The organism is Streptomyces avidinii, from assembly GCF_045161815.1.
Taxonomy (GTDB): domain Bacteria; phylum Actinomycetota; class Actinomycetes; order Streptomycetales; family Streptomycetaceae; genus Streptomyces; species Streptomyces avidinii.
In genome coordinates this window covers 508,628-523,363 of sequence record NZ_CP108863.1, presented here as the reverse complement: position 1 = coordinate 523,363, position 14,736 = coordinate 508,628, and the positions used below count along the sequence as shown (strand labels likewise).

At 74.6% G+C, this 14,736-nt stretch carries 12 protein-coding genes; 7 read left to right on the top strand and 5 right to left on the bottom strand.

From position 1 onward, the window contains the following. Window positions 1-117: 117 nt before the first annotated feature. Both OG373_RS02465 and OG373_RS02460 read right to left on the bottom strand, forming a co-directional pair. Entirely contained in the window at window positions 118-306 is a 189-nt protein-coding gene (locus tag OG373_RS02465) for a DUF6381 family protein (protein ID WP_189965219.1), read from the bottom strand. A gap of 124 nt (window positions 307-430) precedes the next feature. Further along, window positions 431-1,177, bottom strand: coding sequence for a VOC family protein (locus OG373_RS02460; protein WP_405443908.1), 747 nt, complete (start codon window positions 1,175-1,177; stop codon window positions 431-433). A gap of 244 nt (window positions 1,178-1,421) precedes the next feature. Here OG373_RS02460 and OG373_RS02455 point away from each other — a divergent pair, with 244 nt between their 5' ends. Next, window positions 1,422-2,399: an isopenicillin N synthase family dioxygenase gene (locus tag OG373_RS02455; RefSeq protein ID WP_405435451.1), complete on the top strand. Its 978-nt coding sequence runs from the start codon at window positions 1,422-1,424 to the stop codon at window positions 2,397-2,399. Window positions 2,400-2,489: 90 nt separating this feature from the next. Beyond that, window positions 2,490-3,668 (top strand): alpha/beta hydrolase family protein, encoded by a 1,179-nt coding sequence (locus tag OG373_RS02450; protein WP_405435450.1) that lies wholly within the window; start codon window positions 2,490-2,492, stop codon window positions 3,666-3,668. A gap of 20 nt (window positions 3,669-3,688) precedes the next feature. Here OG373_RS02450 and OG373_RS02445 read toward each other — a convergent pair whose 3' ends face one another. Continuing rightward, window positions 3,689-4,987 (bottom strand): sulfite oxidase, encoded by a 1,299-nt coding sequence (locus OG373_RS02445; protein ID WP_405435449.1) that lies wholly within the window; start codon window positions 4,985-4,987, stop codon window positions 3,689-3,691. Window positions 4,988-5,137: 150 nt separating this feature from the next. On the opposite strand from OG373_RS02445, the gene OG373_RS02440 reads away from it, so the two are divergent. The 3 genes from OG373_RS02440 to OG373_RS02430 all read left to right on the top strand — a co-directional run bounded on the left by OG373_RS02440 (window position 5,138) and on the right by OG373_RS02430 (window position 7,597). Further along, on the top strand, window positions 5,138-5,671 hold the full coding sequence (locus tag OG373_RS02440) for a GNAT family N-acetyltransferase (protein ID WP_189965211.1): 534 nt from the start codon (window positions 5,138-5,140) through the stop codon (window positions 5,669-5,671). A 163-nt stretch (window positions 5,672-5,834) separates the two neighbouring features. Beyond that, a complete protein-coding gene (locus OG373_RS02435) occupies window positions 5,835-6,458 on the top strand; it encodes an ankyrin repeat domain-containing protein (RefSeq protein ID WP_405435447.1) in 624 nt (207 codons plus the stop codon). After that, the gene (locus tag OG373_RS02430) at window positions 6,455-7,597 is read left to right on the top strand and encodes a hypothetical protein (RefSeq protein ID WP_405435445.1); all 1,143 of its coding nucleotides are present in this window, start codon (window positions 6,455-6,457) and stop codon (window positions 7,595-7,597) included. The genes OG373_RS02435 and OG373_RS02430 overlap by 4 nt, the downstream gene beginning before the upstream one ends. A gap of 44 nt (window positions 7,598-7,641) precedes the next feature. Here the strand turns inward: OG373_RS02430 and OG373_RS02425 are convergent, their stop codons facing one another. Both OG373_RS02425 and OG373_RS02420 read right to left on the bottom strand, forming a co-directional pair. Beyond that, window positions 7,642-7,911 (bottom strand): hypothetical protein, encoded by a 270-nt coding sequence (locus OG373_RS02425; RefSeq protein WP_405435444.1) that lies wholly within the window; start codon window positions 7,909-7,911, stop codon window positions 7,642-7,644. Then, a complete protein-coding gene (locus OG373_RS02420) occupies window positions 7,908-8,645 on the bottom strand; it encodes a DUF1524 domain-containing protein (protein ID WP_405435442.1) in 738 nt (245 codons plus the stop codon). Before OG373_RS02420 ends, OG373_RS02425 begins: the two co-directional genes overlap by 4 nt. 201 nt (window positions 8,646-8,846) lie before the next feature. Here OG373_RS02420 and OG373_RS02415 point away from each other — a divergent pair, with 201 nt between their 5' ends. Further along, window positions 8,847-9,719 (top strand): DUF4132 domain-containing protein, encoded by an 873-nt coding sequence (locus tag OG373_RS02415; RefSeq protein WP_405435440.1) that lies wholly within the window; start codon window positions 8,847-8,849, stop codon window positions 9,717-9,719. A 23-nt stretch (window positions 9,720-9,742) separates the two neighbouring features. Further along, a complete protein-coding gene (locus tag OG373_RS02410) occupies window positions 9,743-14,644 on the top strand; it encodes a DNA-binding protein (RefSeq protein WP_405443907.1) in 4,902 nt (1,633 codons plus the stop codon). The last annotated feature ends 92 nt before the right edge of the window (window positions 14,645-14,736 follow it).

Sequence of the window (14,736 nt, the reverse complement as noted above, 5' to 3'; positions counted from 1 at the left end):
GCCCCGGCCCCGGCCCCGGCCGCGCGACCGCGCAGCGGCCGGTGTCCGCGGCGACGGGGATCGCGGCGGACACCGGCCGGTGCGGTGCGGGTGGAGGAGGGAGGCGCAGGCGTACGGCTACATCGGGTCCATGCCCCGGTCGTCCATACGGCCCTCCTGCTCGCTCTGCTCCTGGAGGCGGCGGGCCTTCTCCTTCAGCCGACGGCGCTCCTCCGGGTCGGTCGAACGCTCGGCCGCGGCATTCAGCTCCTGGGCCTTGGCGCGCATCTGCTGGGACCGGCCACGGGACTCGCCTGAAACGCTCATGATCGCTCCTTGGATCTGGGGGAGAGCGGGCGGATTCAGCGAACCAGGACTGCCGTGCGCCCGCATCTCGAAGCGTCACCGAGTGTGAGCCGAGGCCGCGAGGACGGCGCGGGGCCGGGGCCCGTCAGTCCGGGTCCGACCCGAGGGCCGTGGTGAGGGTGAACAGGGCCCCGTCCGGGTCGCGGAGCGTCACCCACCGTTCCGTCGCGTTCGAGGTGACGTCCGAGACGGGCCGCCCGCCCAGCGAGAGGGCGGCCTCCACCGCCGGCCGGAGCTTCGGCACACGGAAGTGGACGTGCCAGCGGGGCCTGGTGTGCGGGGAGTACGAGGCGATCTCCACGGGTCCGCTGTTCAGGCGGGCGACGGGTTCGCCGTCCTGCCGCAGCACGACCTGGTCCTCCTCGTACGAGACCTCGCAGCAGCCGGCGCGGCCGGTGGCCCACTCCAGCACCGCGCCGTAGAAGATCGCCGCGTCGAAGGCGTTCCTGGTGCGCAGTTCCAGCCAGGCGGGTGAGGGTCCCCGGCCCACCCGCCAGTCCGCCTCCACGTTGCCCTCCCAGATGCCGAAGACCGCGCCGTCCGGGTCGGCGACGAGCGCGGCGCGCCCGCCGGACGCGAAGGAGACCGGGCCGACCGCGATCGTGCCCGTCCGCTCCCGGATCCGGTCCACCGCCACATCGGCGTCGTCGACGGCGAAGTACGGGGTCCATGCCGCGGCGACGCCCAGGTCCGCGGCCAGCGCCCCGATGCCCGCGACCGGTACCCGGCCCTGGTACGCCACCGAGAACGCCTCGCCGAGACGGGTCGGGCGGAACCTCCAGCCCGCGACCGAACCGTAGAAATGCTGGGCCGTGCCGAGGTCGCGCGTCATCAGGCTCACCCAGCACGGGGCCCCGAAGACTTCCTTCGTCGAAATCTCCACCGTTCGCTCCGTCCCTGGTGAACCACCGCTGCCCCTCCCATTCTGGTGCTTCTCGTGACGATCCTCGCGATCCACGGCGGCAAATGCACACAGAAGGTGTCCGAGAATCACGCTCCGTGGCGATCCCCTCCGGTGGCGCGCGGCGATAGCCTCGGTCCCGGACGCGCCCGCAGCCCCGGAAGGCAGGTCTCCCATGGCCGCATCCCAGATTCCCGTGATCGACCTCGGGCCGTGGCGGTCCGGCGGACCCGAGGTCCGCGCCCGTACGGCCGCCCGTGTCGACGAGGCCCTGCGCGCGGCCGGCTTCCTGCTGGTGGCCGGGCACGGCGTGGACCCCGCGCTGCCCGCACGGATCCGTGAGGCGGCGGGCCGGTTCTTCCGGCTGCCCGCGAGTGCGAAGGCTCCGTACGCCGTCCCGGTCGGCGGCCGCGGCTGGCTCGGCCCCGGGGCGGAGGCCAACAGCTACGCGGAGGGGGCCGCCTCGCCGCCCGACCTCAAGGAGTCCTGGTCCTTCGCGGCCGAGGACCCCACCGGAACCCCCTCGGTGGACGCCGAATGGTTCGTGCCCAACGTGTGGCCCGCCGAAGTGCCTGAGCTCCGCCCGCTGGTGACGGAGTACCTGCGTCTGATGCGGTCCCTCTCCGACGAACTGCTGGAGCTCCTCGCCGTCGCCCTGGGCCTGGCCGAGGACCACTTCACCCGCCACACCTCACACCCCACCTGGGGGTTCAACCTCAACCGGTACCCGGGCACCGAGGTCGTCGGCCCGCCCCTGCCCGGCCAGTTCCGCATCGGGGCGCACACGGACTTCGGCACCGTCACCGTCCTCGACCGGCAGCCGGGCGCGGGCGGGCTCCAGATCCACACCGACGCGGACGGCTGGCAGGACGCGCCCTACGACCCCGCGGCGCTCACTGTCAACATCGGCGACCTGATGGCCCGCTGGACCGGCGACCGCTGGCGCGCGGGCCGCCACCGCGTACTGCCGCCGCCCGCCGACACCCCGTCCGAGGAACTGATCTCCCTCGTCTACTTCTACGAATGCGACCCGCACACCCGGGTGGAGTCGCTGCCCGCCCCGGTCGGCCGGATCCTGCACGAACCCGTCGACTCGCACACCTACCTGCGGGGCAAGCTCGACGCCATCAGTGTGGCTACGCCTCAGGAGTGACCCGGCGCCCCCGTCTCCGTCCGCGGACTGACGGCGGATGCACCTCACAGGCTGACGATCCACCAGAACCGCACGCATAGCGTGAAGTTCATGAAGATCCGCAGAACCACTGCCGCCCTGACCCTGGCCGCGATCCTCCTGCCCCTCCCGCTCATCGGCGCCGGCACCTCGTTCGCCGCGGACTCCTCCGTCGGCGCCGGGACGGTGGGGACCGACAACCGCCGCACCACGGTGGAACTCCCGCGTCCCACCGGCCGTTTCGCGGTCGGCCGGGAGGACCTCCACCTGGTGGACCGCAGCCGCACCGACCCCTGGGCCGGGTCCGGGCCGCGCGAGCTGATGGTCTCCATGCGCTACCCGGCGCGCCAGGACAGCGGCCGGACCACCCGCTACCTCACCCCCGAGGAGGCCCGGCTGCTGCTGGTCGACCGAGGGCTGGACCAGGTGATCCCGGTCGAGACCCTGACCGGCACGCTGAACCACGACCGGACGGGCGCCCGGCCCGTCGCCGGCCGGTACCCGCTGATCGTCCTCTCCCCGGGCTTCACCGTCCACCGCTCCACGCTCACCGCGCTCGCCGAGGACCTGGCCTCCCGCGGCTACGTCGTCGCCTCCGTGGACCACGCGTACGAGAGCGTGGGGACCGCCTTCCCCGGCGGACGCGTACTCACGTGCCTGGCCTGCGAGAAGGTCCAGGACGAGGCGGGCTACCGGACCGTCGGCGACACCCGGGCCCGCGACGTGTCCTTCCTCCTGGACCGCCTCACCGGACGCAACCCGGTGTGGCGCCACGCCGGACTCATCGACCAGGGCCGCATCGCGATGGCCGGCCATTCCATCGGCGGCTCCTCGACGGCGGCCGCGATGGCCGCCGACCGAAGGATCCGCGCCGGGATCAACATGGACGGCGGATTCTCCACGCCGGTCCCCGCGGCCGGACTCGGCGGACGCCCCTTCATGCTGCTCGGCGCGCAGCAGCGCGGTCCCGGCGGCAACGCGAGCTGGGACCGCGACTGGCCGCTGCTCGACGGCTGGAAGCGCTGGATCACCTTCGCCGGCTCCGGCCACTTCACCTTCACCGACTTCCCGGCGATCGGCGAACAGCTGGGCCTTCCCGACGAGGAGGCTCCACTGCCCGGTGCCCGCTCCGTCGAACTGACCCGGCGCTACGTCGCCGCCTTCTTCGACCAGCACCTCGGAGGCCGCCCGCAGCCCGTGCTCGACGGCCCGTCCCCGGACGCTCCGGAGGTCGCCTTCCACGCTCCCTGAGCGCGAAGACCCCGCCCCGGTCAGACCACCGTCACCGGATGGCGGACCACCGCGTCGAAGAGGTAGCCCTGCGTGTTGTGGACCGACCGATCGGGCTGCGTCCGCCCGCTCGCGTCGGTCGCCCGCGCGAGCAGCGACGTCGCACCCCTGGCCCGCGGGGTCCACGGCACCGACCAGCGCACCCAGCCGCCCCGGCGCGGAGCGTCGTGCAGCCGGGCGCGCCGCCAGTGGCCGCCGCCGTCCGTGCTGACGTCGATCCGGGTGACCGTGGCCGCTCCCGACCAGGAACGGCCGGTCAGCAGCCGGGAACGGTGTACGGGGACGGTGGCCCCCAGCTCGAGCTCGAAGGCGCTCTTCAGGGTCTGCCGGGTCAGCGGTTCGCCGCCCTGCGCCGGGTGCTCGGGCCCGAACAGCCGGTACATGTCGGTGTTCCACGGCGAGTACAGCGGTTCGTCGCTCACCTCGATGTCCCCGACCCACTTGATCGAGGAGATCCCGACCCAGTCCGGTACGACGAGGCGGACCGGCCCGCCGTGGTCCGGCGGCAGCGGCTGCCCGTTCATCTCGTAGGCCAGCAGTACGTCGTCCAGCGCCTTGGTGACCGGTAGCGGGCGCCGCACCCGGCCCAGGTTCACCCCGTTCGCGACCACCTCGTCGTCCAGCCCGCTCGGCAGCACGTCCACGGCGCCGCGGGTCACGCCCGCCAGGCGCAGCACGTCCGACAGCCGTGCGCCGCGCCAGCGCGCGACGCCGATCGCCCCCAGGGTCCAGGCGGTGCCGGTGACCGGCTGGCCCTGCTGCGTGCTGTAGAAGCTCCGGCCGTTGCCCGCGCACTCGATGAACAGCGTCCGCTCCACCGGACGCAGGGCCCGCAGCCGCTCGTACGACACCTCCAGCGGGCCGCCCGCCAGCCCGTCGCCCCACACCTTCAGCCGCCATCCGGCGGCGTCGATCCGCGGGGTCGAGGTGTGGTTGCGGACGAAGAACCGGTCGATCGGGGTGAGCGGGCCCGTGCCGCGCAGCGCCGCGAAGTTCGTCTCCGCATTCGTACCGCGAAGGGTGAACAGCTCGGGCGGCAGCGCCTTGACCGTACGGGGCACCGGGTCGGCGAGGGGTACGTTCGGCGCGCCCGCCGCGGCCGGCGCCGCCGAGGCCGTGGCGCCGCCCGCTGCCACGCCCAGCGATCCGGCGGCGGCGCCCACCGCGAACAGCCTCAGCAGATCACGGCGGTCCACCCCGGCGGAGCGGGCGCGGCCGCGCGCCCACTGCCGCAGGCGCGTGCGGTCGTACCGGTTCTCGTCCGACAGATCGAAGGACATGGCAGGAGCACTCCTTGGTCGCGGTTCCCACGGACCGTAGAGGTCCGAGGCGAGCCGCGGGAACCTTCCCGCGGCGCCTGCCACGAACCCGCAACACCACCGCAACGGCCGATTACCGCTGGTCGGCGGAATTTCGGCAGGATGTGGGGCATGACCGAGATCCGTACCCCCCGACTCCTCCTCCGCCGCTGGACCGACGACGACCTCGTCCCCCTGTCGGAGATCAACGCCGACCCGGAGGTGATGCGCTGGATCGGCGAGGGCTCCACCCTCGGCCTGGACGAGACGGCCGAGGAGATCGAGCGCTGGGAGGAGGAGTGGGACGACGAGGGCTTCGGGCTCTTCGCCGTCGAGCTCCTCGGCTCCGGCGAGCTGATCGGCGCCGTCGGCCTCTCGGTCCTGGAGAACCTGCCGGACGCCCGGGCGGACGTGCAGATCAGCTGGCGCCTCGGCCGCCAGTACTGGGGCCAGGGCTACGCCTCCGAGGCCGCCCACGCCACCTTGGAGTTCGCGCTCCAGGACCGCGGCCTGGACCGGGTCGTCGCGATCAACCGGATGAGCAACACCGATTCCGAGAACGTGATCCGCAAGCTGGGCATGGTGATGGAACGCGACACCACCGACCCCCGGTACGGGACCTCCGTGCGGGTCCACGGCATCGACCTCACCGAGTACGAGGCCTGATCCGCGCGAGCGCATCAGCCGATCGGTCGACCCCGGGGTCCTCCGGACCGCCCGCACGCTCCGTCCGCCGGTCGGACCCGCCGGGCGCTCCGGCGCGGCGAGCATGGAAGGGGGAGCGGGAGGACGTACCCGGCCCTCCCCGCCCGGAGCCGAGAGGGACACCATGAACGCGCACGACCGACTCCTCCTCGACGGGGCCCGCCGCGGCGACGCGGCGGCCGTGGGCACGGCGCTCGCCGCGGGCGCGGCCGTGGAGGCCCGCGACGAGGAGCTGCGCACACCCCTGCTGCTCGCCGCGCTCGGCGACCACGTGGCCGTGGCCGAACTGCTGGTCGCCGCCGGAGCCGACCCGAACGCGCCGGACTCCCGGCAGGACAGCCCCTGGCTGGTCACCGGGGTCACCGGCAGCGTGCGGATGATGCGCCTGCTGCTGCCCGCCGGACCCGACCTGAAGCAGCGCAACCGCTTCGGCGTGATCTGCCTCGTCCCGGCCGCCGAGCGCGGGCACACCGCGTACGTGCGCGCCGTGCTAGACGAGACGGACATCGACGTCGACCACATCAACCGGCTCGGCTGGACCGCCCTGCTGGAGGCGGTGATCCTGGGCGACGGCGGCGCGCGCCACGAGGAGGTCGTCGCGCTCCTGCTCGCGGCGGGCGCCGATCCCCGGCTGCCCGACCACGACGGGGTGACCCCGTACGAGCACGCCGCCCGCCGGGGCTTCGGCGGGATGGCGCGGACCCTGAAGGCGGCGGTCGACCGGGCGGAAGCCGGGTCGGGCCGATGAACCCCCGCACGCCGGGCGCCCGTACCCGTACCCGTAGGCGCGGGCGCGGCGCCCTCGCGGCGCTCGCCGCGGCCCTGCTGCTCGGCGCCTGCAGCCAGAACGCGGTGTCCGCGACGCCCGCTCCGGCGCCCTCTGCCGCCGACCCGCTGCCCGCCGCCGCGCCCACCCCGCAGGGGCTGCTCCTGACCGCCGACTTCGGGGCCGGCACCGTGACCTTCGTGGACCCCGGGCGCGGCGCCGTCGCCTCGGTCACCGTGGGCAGGGCCCCGTACGGACTGGCCGTGGGCGCGGACGGCCGTGCCTGGGTGGCCACCGCCGAGGGCGTCGCCGTGGTCGACACCCGCACCCGGGTACGGGTGGCCCTGATCCCGTACCGCACCGGCACCGGCCCCGTCACCGACGGCGAGTACCGCGGCGGTGGCATGGGCATCGCACTGTCGCCCGACGGCGCGCACGCCTACACCGGGGTCAACGTGCCCGGCACCACCGGGGTCCTGGAGGTCCTCGACACGGCGCGGCGCGAGGTCACCGCCGTGGTGCCCGTGGGCCGCCGCCCCTTCGACGTGGACGTGTCGCGGGACGGCGTCGAGGTCTACGTCACCGGCCACGACTCCTTCGACGTCACCGTCGTGGCAGCCGACTCACTGAGCCCCCGCCGGATCGAGGTGGCCCCGTACGGCACCGAGGGCGGGCTCGGCTCCTGGCTGAAGCCGCACTACGCCGTCGTCCGCCCGTCCGACGGAAAACTGCTGCTCCCCTTCGAGGGCGAGCGGCTCGCGGTGGTCGACCCGCGGACCGGGCGGACCGGCATCGAGCCGATGACCGCCGACACCCACCAGCACGGCGCAGCGCTCACGCCCGACGGCCGGCTCCTGGTGGTCGGCACGGGCGCCGTACGGCCCGGCGACGGCAGGGGTCCGTCCCTGACGGTCCGTTCCCCGGACGGCGCGGAGCGGGTGCACCCGCTCCAGGGCCCGCACGAGGACGTGGCCGTCTCCCGGGACGGCCGGACCGCGTACGTCACCGGCGGCCACACCCGCGACGGCTACTGGAACGGCATCACGGTCGTCGACCTGGACAGCGGAGCGACCCGCCGACTCGCGGCGGGCGCCAGGCCGCTGGGCATCGCCGTCCTCTGAGCCGTCCTCCGAGCCGGCCTCCGGCCGTCCTCCGAGCCGGCCTCTCAGCCCGGGGCCTGCGCCCCGCCGCCCGCGCGGATCGCCGCGAGGGCGGCGGCGTGCAGGGCGGCCGGGTCGCCGCGGTGGGGCCGGGGGCTGCCCGTGAGCGTGTACCACTCGTCGGCGTCCTTGTACTGGACGTCGAACCGGACCAGCCCCCCGGCCGCCTCGGTGCTGCGCAGCGTCAGCGGGCCGGTGATCACACCGACCTCGTCGGTCATGGCGCCGCCCGGCCCGGCGAGCACCTCGTCCTGCCACCGGTGCGGCCGCGTCATGAGCCGCAGGTGTCCAGCATCGTGGTGAGCATCTTCTTCTCCGTTTCGGTGACGGTCAGTTCGTAGGTGGATTTCACGGTGGTCCAGGCCCGCCCGTACTGGCACCAGCTCGCCTTGTCCGGCGGCTGCCACAGGTCCGGGCTCTGGTCGCCCTTGGAGCGGTTCGAGGCCGCGGTCACGGCCAGCAGCTGGGGATGGGTCAGGTCGTTGGCGAAGGCCTTGCGCCGGGCGGAGTCCCAGCCGGCCGCACCGGAGCGCCAGCCCTCGGCGAGCGGCACCATGTGGTCGATGTCCATCTTCCCCGCCTCGGTGACGACCACCCCGTCGTAGAGGCTCTTCCAGTTGCCGGACACCGCCTTGCACTCGGCGTCCTGGGCGACCCCGGTGCCGTCGCGCTTGAGGACGACCTCGCGGGTGTCGCACTTGTTGCCCTGCTGCGCCCAGTGCGTGAACCTGTCCCTGCTGTAGCCGGCCATCGTGCCGACCGGGGCCACCTTGAGCGCCGCCAACCGGGTCCGCGCCTCGGCGGCGCCTACCATGCCCGGCAGTACGTCCCCGCCGGCCGGTTTGGCGTCGCCGCCCGGTGACTTCGGGGCCGGGGCGGAGGGCGAGCCCGCGGACTCGGACGCCTTCGGGTCCCCGCCGCCCGGCGCGACCGGATCGGAGCAACCGGCCGCGCCCGCCAGCAGCAGCGCCACCAGCACCGCACCGGACACACGTATCTGACGTCCCATAACCCCACCCCGAGCCGGTACCGCTGTGCGCGCTGTCCCGGAAACACTACCCAGAACCGGACATTCAACCTACCGAGGGCCCTCGGGTGGGCGTTGTCAGTGGCCCTCGCTAGTCTCCCGGCATACCGCAGCTCAGGGGGTCGGCTCCCCCCTGTCAGGGCTGCGCGGAACCGGACGGGACAGGCGGAGGGGCACGGTCTGATGGCTTGGCTGGCAGCGGGCGAGGGGTACGAGATCGCCCTGGTGGAGGGACGGGTGGCGGCGAGGTCCGCCACCGGGCGGACAGCGGGACGGCAGTTGAAGACACTGCCCAAGGCACTGAAGGACCATCCCGAGGTGGACCGGCTGCGCAGGCTGGCCGAATGGCTCGACCGGCACGAGGCGGCCTGCATCGCACAGGTCGACAGCTGGATGGTGTCCTCGCTGCCGGTGCCGACCGAACTGCTCGCCCGGGTCTGGCCGGACGAGGCCTGGCAGAGCGCCCTGCGCGATGTGGCCGTCCTCGGCGACGACCCGGACGAGGTGGGCTTCCTGCGGGACGCCACCGCCTCCGGCGAGCTGAAGGTGGTCAACCTCGACGGCGAGACCGTACGGCTCTCCCCGCGCACGGTGACCCTCCCGCACCCGGTGCTGCTGCCCGACCTGGACGACGTACGGGACTTCGCGGCCGAGCTGGGCATCGTGCAGCGGGTCGAGCAGATCCACCGGGCGACCTGGCACAAGCCCGCCGAGGCCGCCCCCACCGCCACCGCCACCGAGGTCCGCGACTACGCGGGCGGGGTCTTCCCCACCCGCTTCAGCCTCGCCGCCCGGGCCACGAGCCTCGGCTACCGGGTCTCCGGCGGCTACGCCACCTGCAAGGTCCGGGACTCCGGGGCCACCACCGAGGCCAACGTGTGGATCGGCGAACCCTATTACGACGAAGAGACGACCACCGGCGCACTGAGCTGGCACGACGAGGACGGCCGGGCGGTACGCCTGACCGAGGTCGGACCGGTGGCCTGGTCCGAAGGCATGCGGATGGCCGCGGCACTGTACGCCGGGCGCAAGATCGAGGAGGGCGGGGACGCGTGAGCACGCACCAGGAAGACATCGACATGAACAAGGCCGAACTGCTGCTCAAGGCCGGTGCCGTACTGCCGCGCGACACCACCGGCGCCGGGCCCGGCGCCGTGGACCTGACCGCGCGCTCCTACCGCCACCCCGGTCTCGGTGACGACCGCGTCGTGGTCCGGCTCGCTCCCGCCGAACTGGGCGCCGCCGAGGACCTCGCCGCCGGCTTCCTGGGACTCGTTCGGGACGAGGGCGAGCCGCCCGTCGTCGGGCTGAGCAAGCGCCAGGCACTCGGCTTCCCCGAATGGGTCCTGGTCCACCACCCCGAGGACGGCCACCACGCCCTCGCCGTCGTCCCCGAACTCGACCGCATCGCCCGGCAGGCCAAGACCAAGCCCAAGGCCGCCCTCGACGCCTGCCTCGAACTCGCCGGCCGCCTCGCCGCGGCCGTCCCGCACTTCCTGCCGCTCTTCCACGAGCAGGCCGCGCGCTTCTTCCTCGCCGTCGAGAACACCACCTACGCCGCGCAGCTGTTCGGGCGTGCCCGCGCCGCCGAGGCCCAGTACGGGCTGGCCATCGACGAGGACCGCCTCGACGCCGTCTTCCTCGAATTCGCCCTCGTCGGCGCCCTGCCGGTGAAGGTGCTCACCGGCTACGGCAAGGCCCTGGCCGGCCGCGTCACCCCCGCCGAGGCCTACGAGCGCTTCCGCCGCCTGTGCGTACGCCGCACCGCGGGCGGCCTGCCGCCCTCCGCCCAGGCCGCCGCCGAACTGCGCCGCCTCGCCCGCGCCGCGGGCCTGACCGGCACCGAACCCGAACAGGACTACCTCGCCGAACTGCTGCCCCTGCCCGCGACCCTGCGCGCCGCGCTCGGCTGGTGGAAGGCCCACCGCGGCGCTCTCGTCGCACTCGCCCGCCGCGTTCCCGCCGTCCGCGGCACGCTCCTCGGGCTGACGCCGCCCAGCGGCGACGGCGGCGAGTTCACCGCCCTGTGGCTGGAGATCCTGGAGGAGTGCGGCGCCACCGCCGGGCTCACCGACGGCGACCTCCCCGCCGAGCAGCGCTGTGCCGACGGCACGGCCGGCTGGCTGGAGCGCTTCCACGCCGCCCGCCACTCCGGCTGGGGCCGCCGCCCCACCCTCCCGCTCCTCCTCGACCTCGTCGAACGGTGCGCCGAACAGCTGCGCACCGAACTCGACCGGCCCGAACGGGAGGCGGGCCTGCGGATCGGCGTCGAGGACACCGACCTCCTCGACCTGCTGCTCGCCCTGGACGTCCCGGTCGCGGACCCCGAGGCCGGGACCGAGAACCGCCGCCGCCGGTACGACCACCTGAACCTGTCCGAGTGGGCCGACGGCGACCAGCGCCGCGACCTGCTCGCCCTCGCCGCGGACCAGCGCTTCCACCCCGCCTTCCGCCGTGCGCTGAGCAGCCTCGGCGACGGCTGCGCCGACGTCGTCCGCTGCGTCGCCGCCTCGCCCGGCGGTCGCCCGCTGCTGGCCACGTGGATGCGCGACGTCGCCCTCGCCTCCACCGCCGCCGGCCTGCCCGGGGTCCCCGAGGCCATCGCCCGCCTGAGCTGGCTGCCCCACGAAGCCCTGGAACTCGCCCCCGAGGAAGTGGCCGCCGCCGCGGCGGCGGACCTCGCCGAAACCCTCGCCCGTACCCTGCGCGGCGGACTCTTCGAGGAGCTGGCCTGGCCCTCCTGGGAGGAGGCCCTCGCCGAACTCGCCCCCGCCCGGGGACGGGACGCCCTGAACGTGGTGGAGGCCTGGCCGTACCTGATCGTCGCCAACCAGACCCAGGTCCGGGTCATCGACGCCGACTCCACCCTCCTCACGCACGACCTGCGGGTGCCGACCGGGACCTCGTACAACCACGGCTTCCACTACGTCGACGGTGAACTGCTCGTCTTCTGGTCCTCCTGGAACACCAACGGGACGCAGGGCTACTGGCACCACTCGCCCGGCACCGTCTTCACCCTGGAGACCGACCGCAACCACTGGTCGCTGCGCAGCGACCACCTCTCCCTGCCGCTCCCGGGCGGCGGGCGCGCCACCGGCGGCGGAGTCCTGCACCGCGGCGACACGAAGCTGCCGGACGAACGGCCCCTGCTGTCCGACGGCACCTCGTACTGGGTGTGGCAGCGGCGCGACCAGACCAACGACAGCGGCTGGCTCGAGTACGACCCCGTCGGAGCGGCCTACGGCAGGTTCTCCCTGCCCGCCTTCCTCGCCGACGCCGAGCGCGCGCACCCGGAGAACATCCGCCGTGCCGCGCACGGCAACCGGCTGCGGCCGACGCCCACCGTGGCCGGCTCGGTGCTCGGCGAGCCCACCGACGGCCTGCTCGGCTGGCGCACCGTACGCGTCCCCGGCAACGGCTGGGAGGGCACCGACACCGGCGGCCGTACCGTCACCGTGCCCGAGGGCCGCGACATGCCCGTCGCCGCCCTCGTCCTCCCCGGCGACGACCGGCCCCGCGCTCTGTCCCAGCACTGGCAGGAGCTGAGCATCACCGACCCGGACGGTGTGGTCACCGCCCGGTCGCGCGACGGCCACCGCCGCCGCGCCGCCTTCGGCACGGGCAGCGTGGACCTTCCGCCGCTGTCGCACTGGTACGCCCTGCGCCCCCGCGACACCGAGGGCTCGGCCGCCCTGCGCGCCGCCGACCGGGAGACCGTGGCCGCCCTGCTCAAGTCCGCCGCCGCGGCCGAGAAGGCCGCAGACCTGCCCGACCTGGTGAGCGCCGCCCTGCCGCGGATCACCGCCCCCGAGATCATCGGCGGGATCGTCGAGGTCCTGCGCTTCACCCTGACCCAGCAGAAGTCCCTGGACGCGATCGCCGCCCGGCTCCACCCGGACACCACCGCCGCCGAGGAGCGCGAGCAGGGTCCCGGGGACCGGCTGATCGCCGAGGGGCTCAGCGGCCTCATCGGTCCCGGCTACTACCGCTGGAACGGCGAGAGCGACGCCGCCCACTACACGCTGACCCGACTCGACGCCGCCCGCACGCGGACCGACGCCGCCCCGGTGCCCGGGCTGCTGCACTTCGACACGCCCGCACTGCCGTACTGGTCCTTCACGTGGACACCGCTGCTGGACCAGCCCGCGGCCGTCGCCTACCGGGCCGTCACCCTCGCGCCCACCGACGAACAACGGGAGGGACTGCTCACCCTCCTCGGCGCCGTCGACGCCCTCGGCCTGGCCTCGGCCGAAGACTCGGCCGACCACTGGCGCCGGGTCCTGCTCCGCCTCGACCGGCAGCACCTGCTCACACCGGACGGCGAACGCAACGTCCACCACCGCAGCCTGCTGCCGCTGGGCGGCGGAGCCGTCCTCGCGCTGACCGAGCACAGCGAATCCGTGCCCGACGGCCACGAGTTCGGCGCCCTGCTGTACGACCCCACCGGCCGCTTCACCGTCCCCGGCCCCTACACCGTGCGCGGCGACGCCCCGCTCGGCGACCGCGAACGCGGCGCCGGCTGGCTCACCGCCCTCCTCGGCGCGGCCGCCGAGCACGGCCCCGCGCCCTTCCGCCCCGAAGCCGCGGAGGAGTTCTCCCGGCTCACCGGAGTCTCCGGCGCCCTCGCCCGCCTGGTGCTCGCCGGACTCCCGGCCGTCGACAGCTACGAACGCAACTTCCTGGAACCCGAACTGCGCACCGCCCTCGGGGTCAAGGCCGCCGACGCCGCCCACGCCCGCGACGAGCTCAAGGCCCTCGACGCCGAGCTGCGGCGCGCCGTCGTCGGAGCCCTGCTCCCCGCCGATCCCGCGAAGCTGTGGAGCGAGGGACCCGACGTCGCCGCCGCCGCGGAGGTCTGGAACCGGCGCGTGGGCCGGCGTACCCCCGTGCCCGACTGGCTGGCCACGGAAGCCGCGCGCGCCGTGGGCGGCAGCTGGCCCGCGCACCGCGCCCTGGCCGCACTGCTCGACCCGGCCGCCTCCCGCGAGCTGTCCGTCGACGTGGCCTGGACCGTGAAGGGCGACCACGTGGAGCCCCGCGAACCGGCCACCAGCCCCTTCACCGCGTCCGTCCTGACCGGAACCCTGGCCATGGCGGCCTGGCTGGCCCACCGGCTGCCCGCGGGCGATGCCGTACGAGCGGCCCTGCCGCCCGTACTGACCGCCGTACGGCAGCGGCTCGCCGCGCCCGAACTGCTCCTGGAGATCGGGCACTACACCAGCCTGCCCGCCTTCCGCTCGGCGGCCGGCACGCCGACCGAGACCGGCGAGGGCTACGAGCGGTACGGCGCCGTCGTCATGGCCACCCACGACGACCAGCCCAAGCCCGCCCTGCGCCCCGCCCTGCTCGACTCCACCGGCTCCGACCCGTACCTGCCGGCGCTGCGCGGGGACGACCAGCGGCCCTCCGCCGCCGAGACGGCGCTGCGCACCGCACACGACCCGCGCTTCGCCGCGCTGCTCGCCGACCCGGGCGCCCCGGCGGCCGGTGCGGCGGACGCGGACGGCACCTGGTGGCCGCAGGACCCGAGCCGCTCCGTCCCCGAGCTGGTGGAGGAGGTGAGCGAGCGGCACGGCCTGGGCGCCGACGCGGCCACCCTCTACCTCACGCTGCTCGCCATGCCCGACCCCACCGACCGCAACACCGCGCGGTGGACCGGCTGGAAGCCGGCCCGCCTCAAGGCCGCCCGCGCCGAACTGGCCGCCACCGACCTGGTGGTCACGGCCGGCCGCAGCCGGGCCGGGCGCTCGCTGTTCCTGCCGGGCGGCTGGGCGGACATGCCCTCCCCGATGCTCCCGGTGGAGCAGTGGAAGCTCCCCATGTACGGCCTGGGCGCCGGTGACCGGCCGTCGCTGGGCGTGCTGGTCCCGGCCGAACCGGCCGCGGAGCTCTTCCGCCGGGCCTGGCAGCGCGTCCGGGAGGGCGACCTGCCGCGCTTCGAGGAACTCAAGGTGAAGCGCACCCGCGCCCGCCGCCGCTGAGAGCGGCCCGGCACGTTCGAAGGGCGCGGCGCCTCTGCCCGCAGGTGCGCCGCGCCCCTCGAACCGGCTCCTGCACCGCCACCCGCGTACTC

What these genes read in the sequence shown, in the direction of transcription:
- OG373_RS02445 (WP_405435449.1), bottom strand. Translation starts at nt 4,987, where the DNA reads ATGTCCTTCGATCTGTCGGACGAGAACCGGTACGACCGCACGCGCCTG.
- OG373_RS02425 (WP_405435444.1), bottom strand. Translation starts at nt 7,911, where the DNA reads ATGACGCGGCCGCACCGGTGGCAGGACGAGGTGCTCGCCGGGCCGGGC.
- OG373_RS02450 (WP_405435450.1), top strand. Translation starts at nt 2,490, where the DNA reads ATGAAGATCCGCAGAACCACTGCCGCCCTGACCCTGGCCGCGATCCTC.
- OG373_RS02420 (WP_405435442.1), bottom strand. Translation starts at nt 8,645, where the DNA reads ATGGGACGTCAGATACGTGTGTCCGGTGCGGTGCTGGTGGCGCTGCTG.
- OG373_RS02430 (WP_405435445.1), top strand. Translation starts at nt 6,455, where the DNA reads ATGAACCCCCGCACGCCGGGCGCCCGTACCCGTACCCGTAGGCGCGGG.
- OG373_RS02410 (WP_405443907.1), top strand. Translation starts at nt 9,743, where the DNA reads ATGAACAAGGCCGAACTGCTGCTCAAGGCCGGTGCCGTACTGCCGCGC.
- OG373_RS02455 (WP_405435451.1), top strand. Translation starts at nt 1,422, where the DNA reads ATGGCCGCATCCCAGATTCCCGTGATCGACCTCGGGCCGTGGCGGTCC.
- OG373_RS02440 (WP_189965211.1), top strand. Translation starts at nt 5,138, where the DNA reads ATGACCGAGATCCGTACCCCCCGACTCCTCCTCCGCCGCTGGACCGAC.
- OG373_RS02465 (WP_189965219.1), bottom strand. Translation starts at nt 306, where the DNA reads ATGAGCGTTTCAGGCGAGTCCCGTGGCCGGTCCCAGCAGATGCGCGCC.
- OG373_RS02460 (WP_405443908.1), bottom strand. Translation starts at nt 1,177, where the DNA reads ATGACGCGCGACCTCGGCACGGCCCAGCATTTCTACGGTTCGGTCGCG.
- OG373_RS02435 (WP_405435447.1), top strand. Translation starts at nt 5,835, where the DNA reads ATGAACGCGCACGACCGACTCCTCCTCGACGGGGCCCGCCGCGGCGAC.
- OG373_RS02415 (WP_405435440.1), top strand. Translation starts at nt 8,847, where the DNA reads ATGGCTTGGCTGGCAGCGGGCGAGGGGTACGAGATCGCCCTGGTGGAG.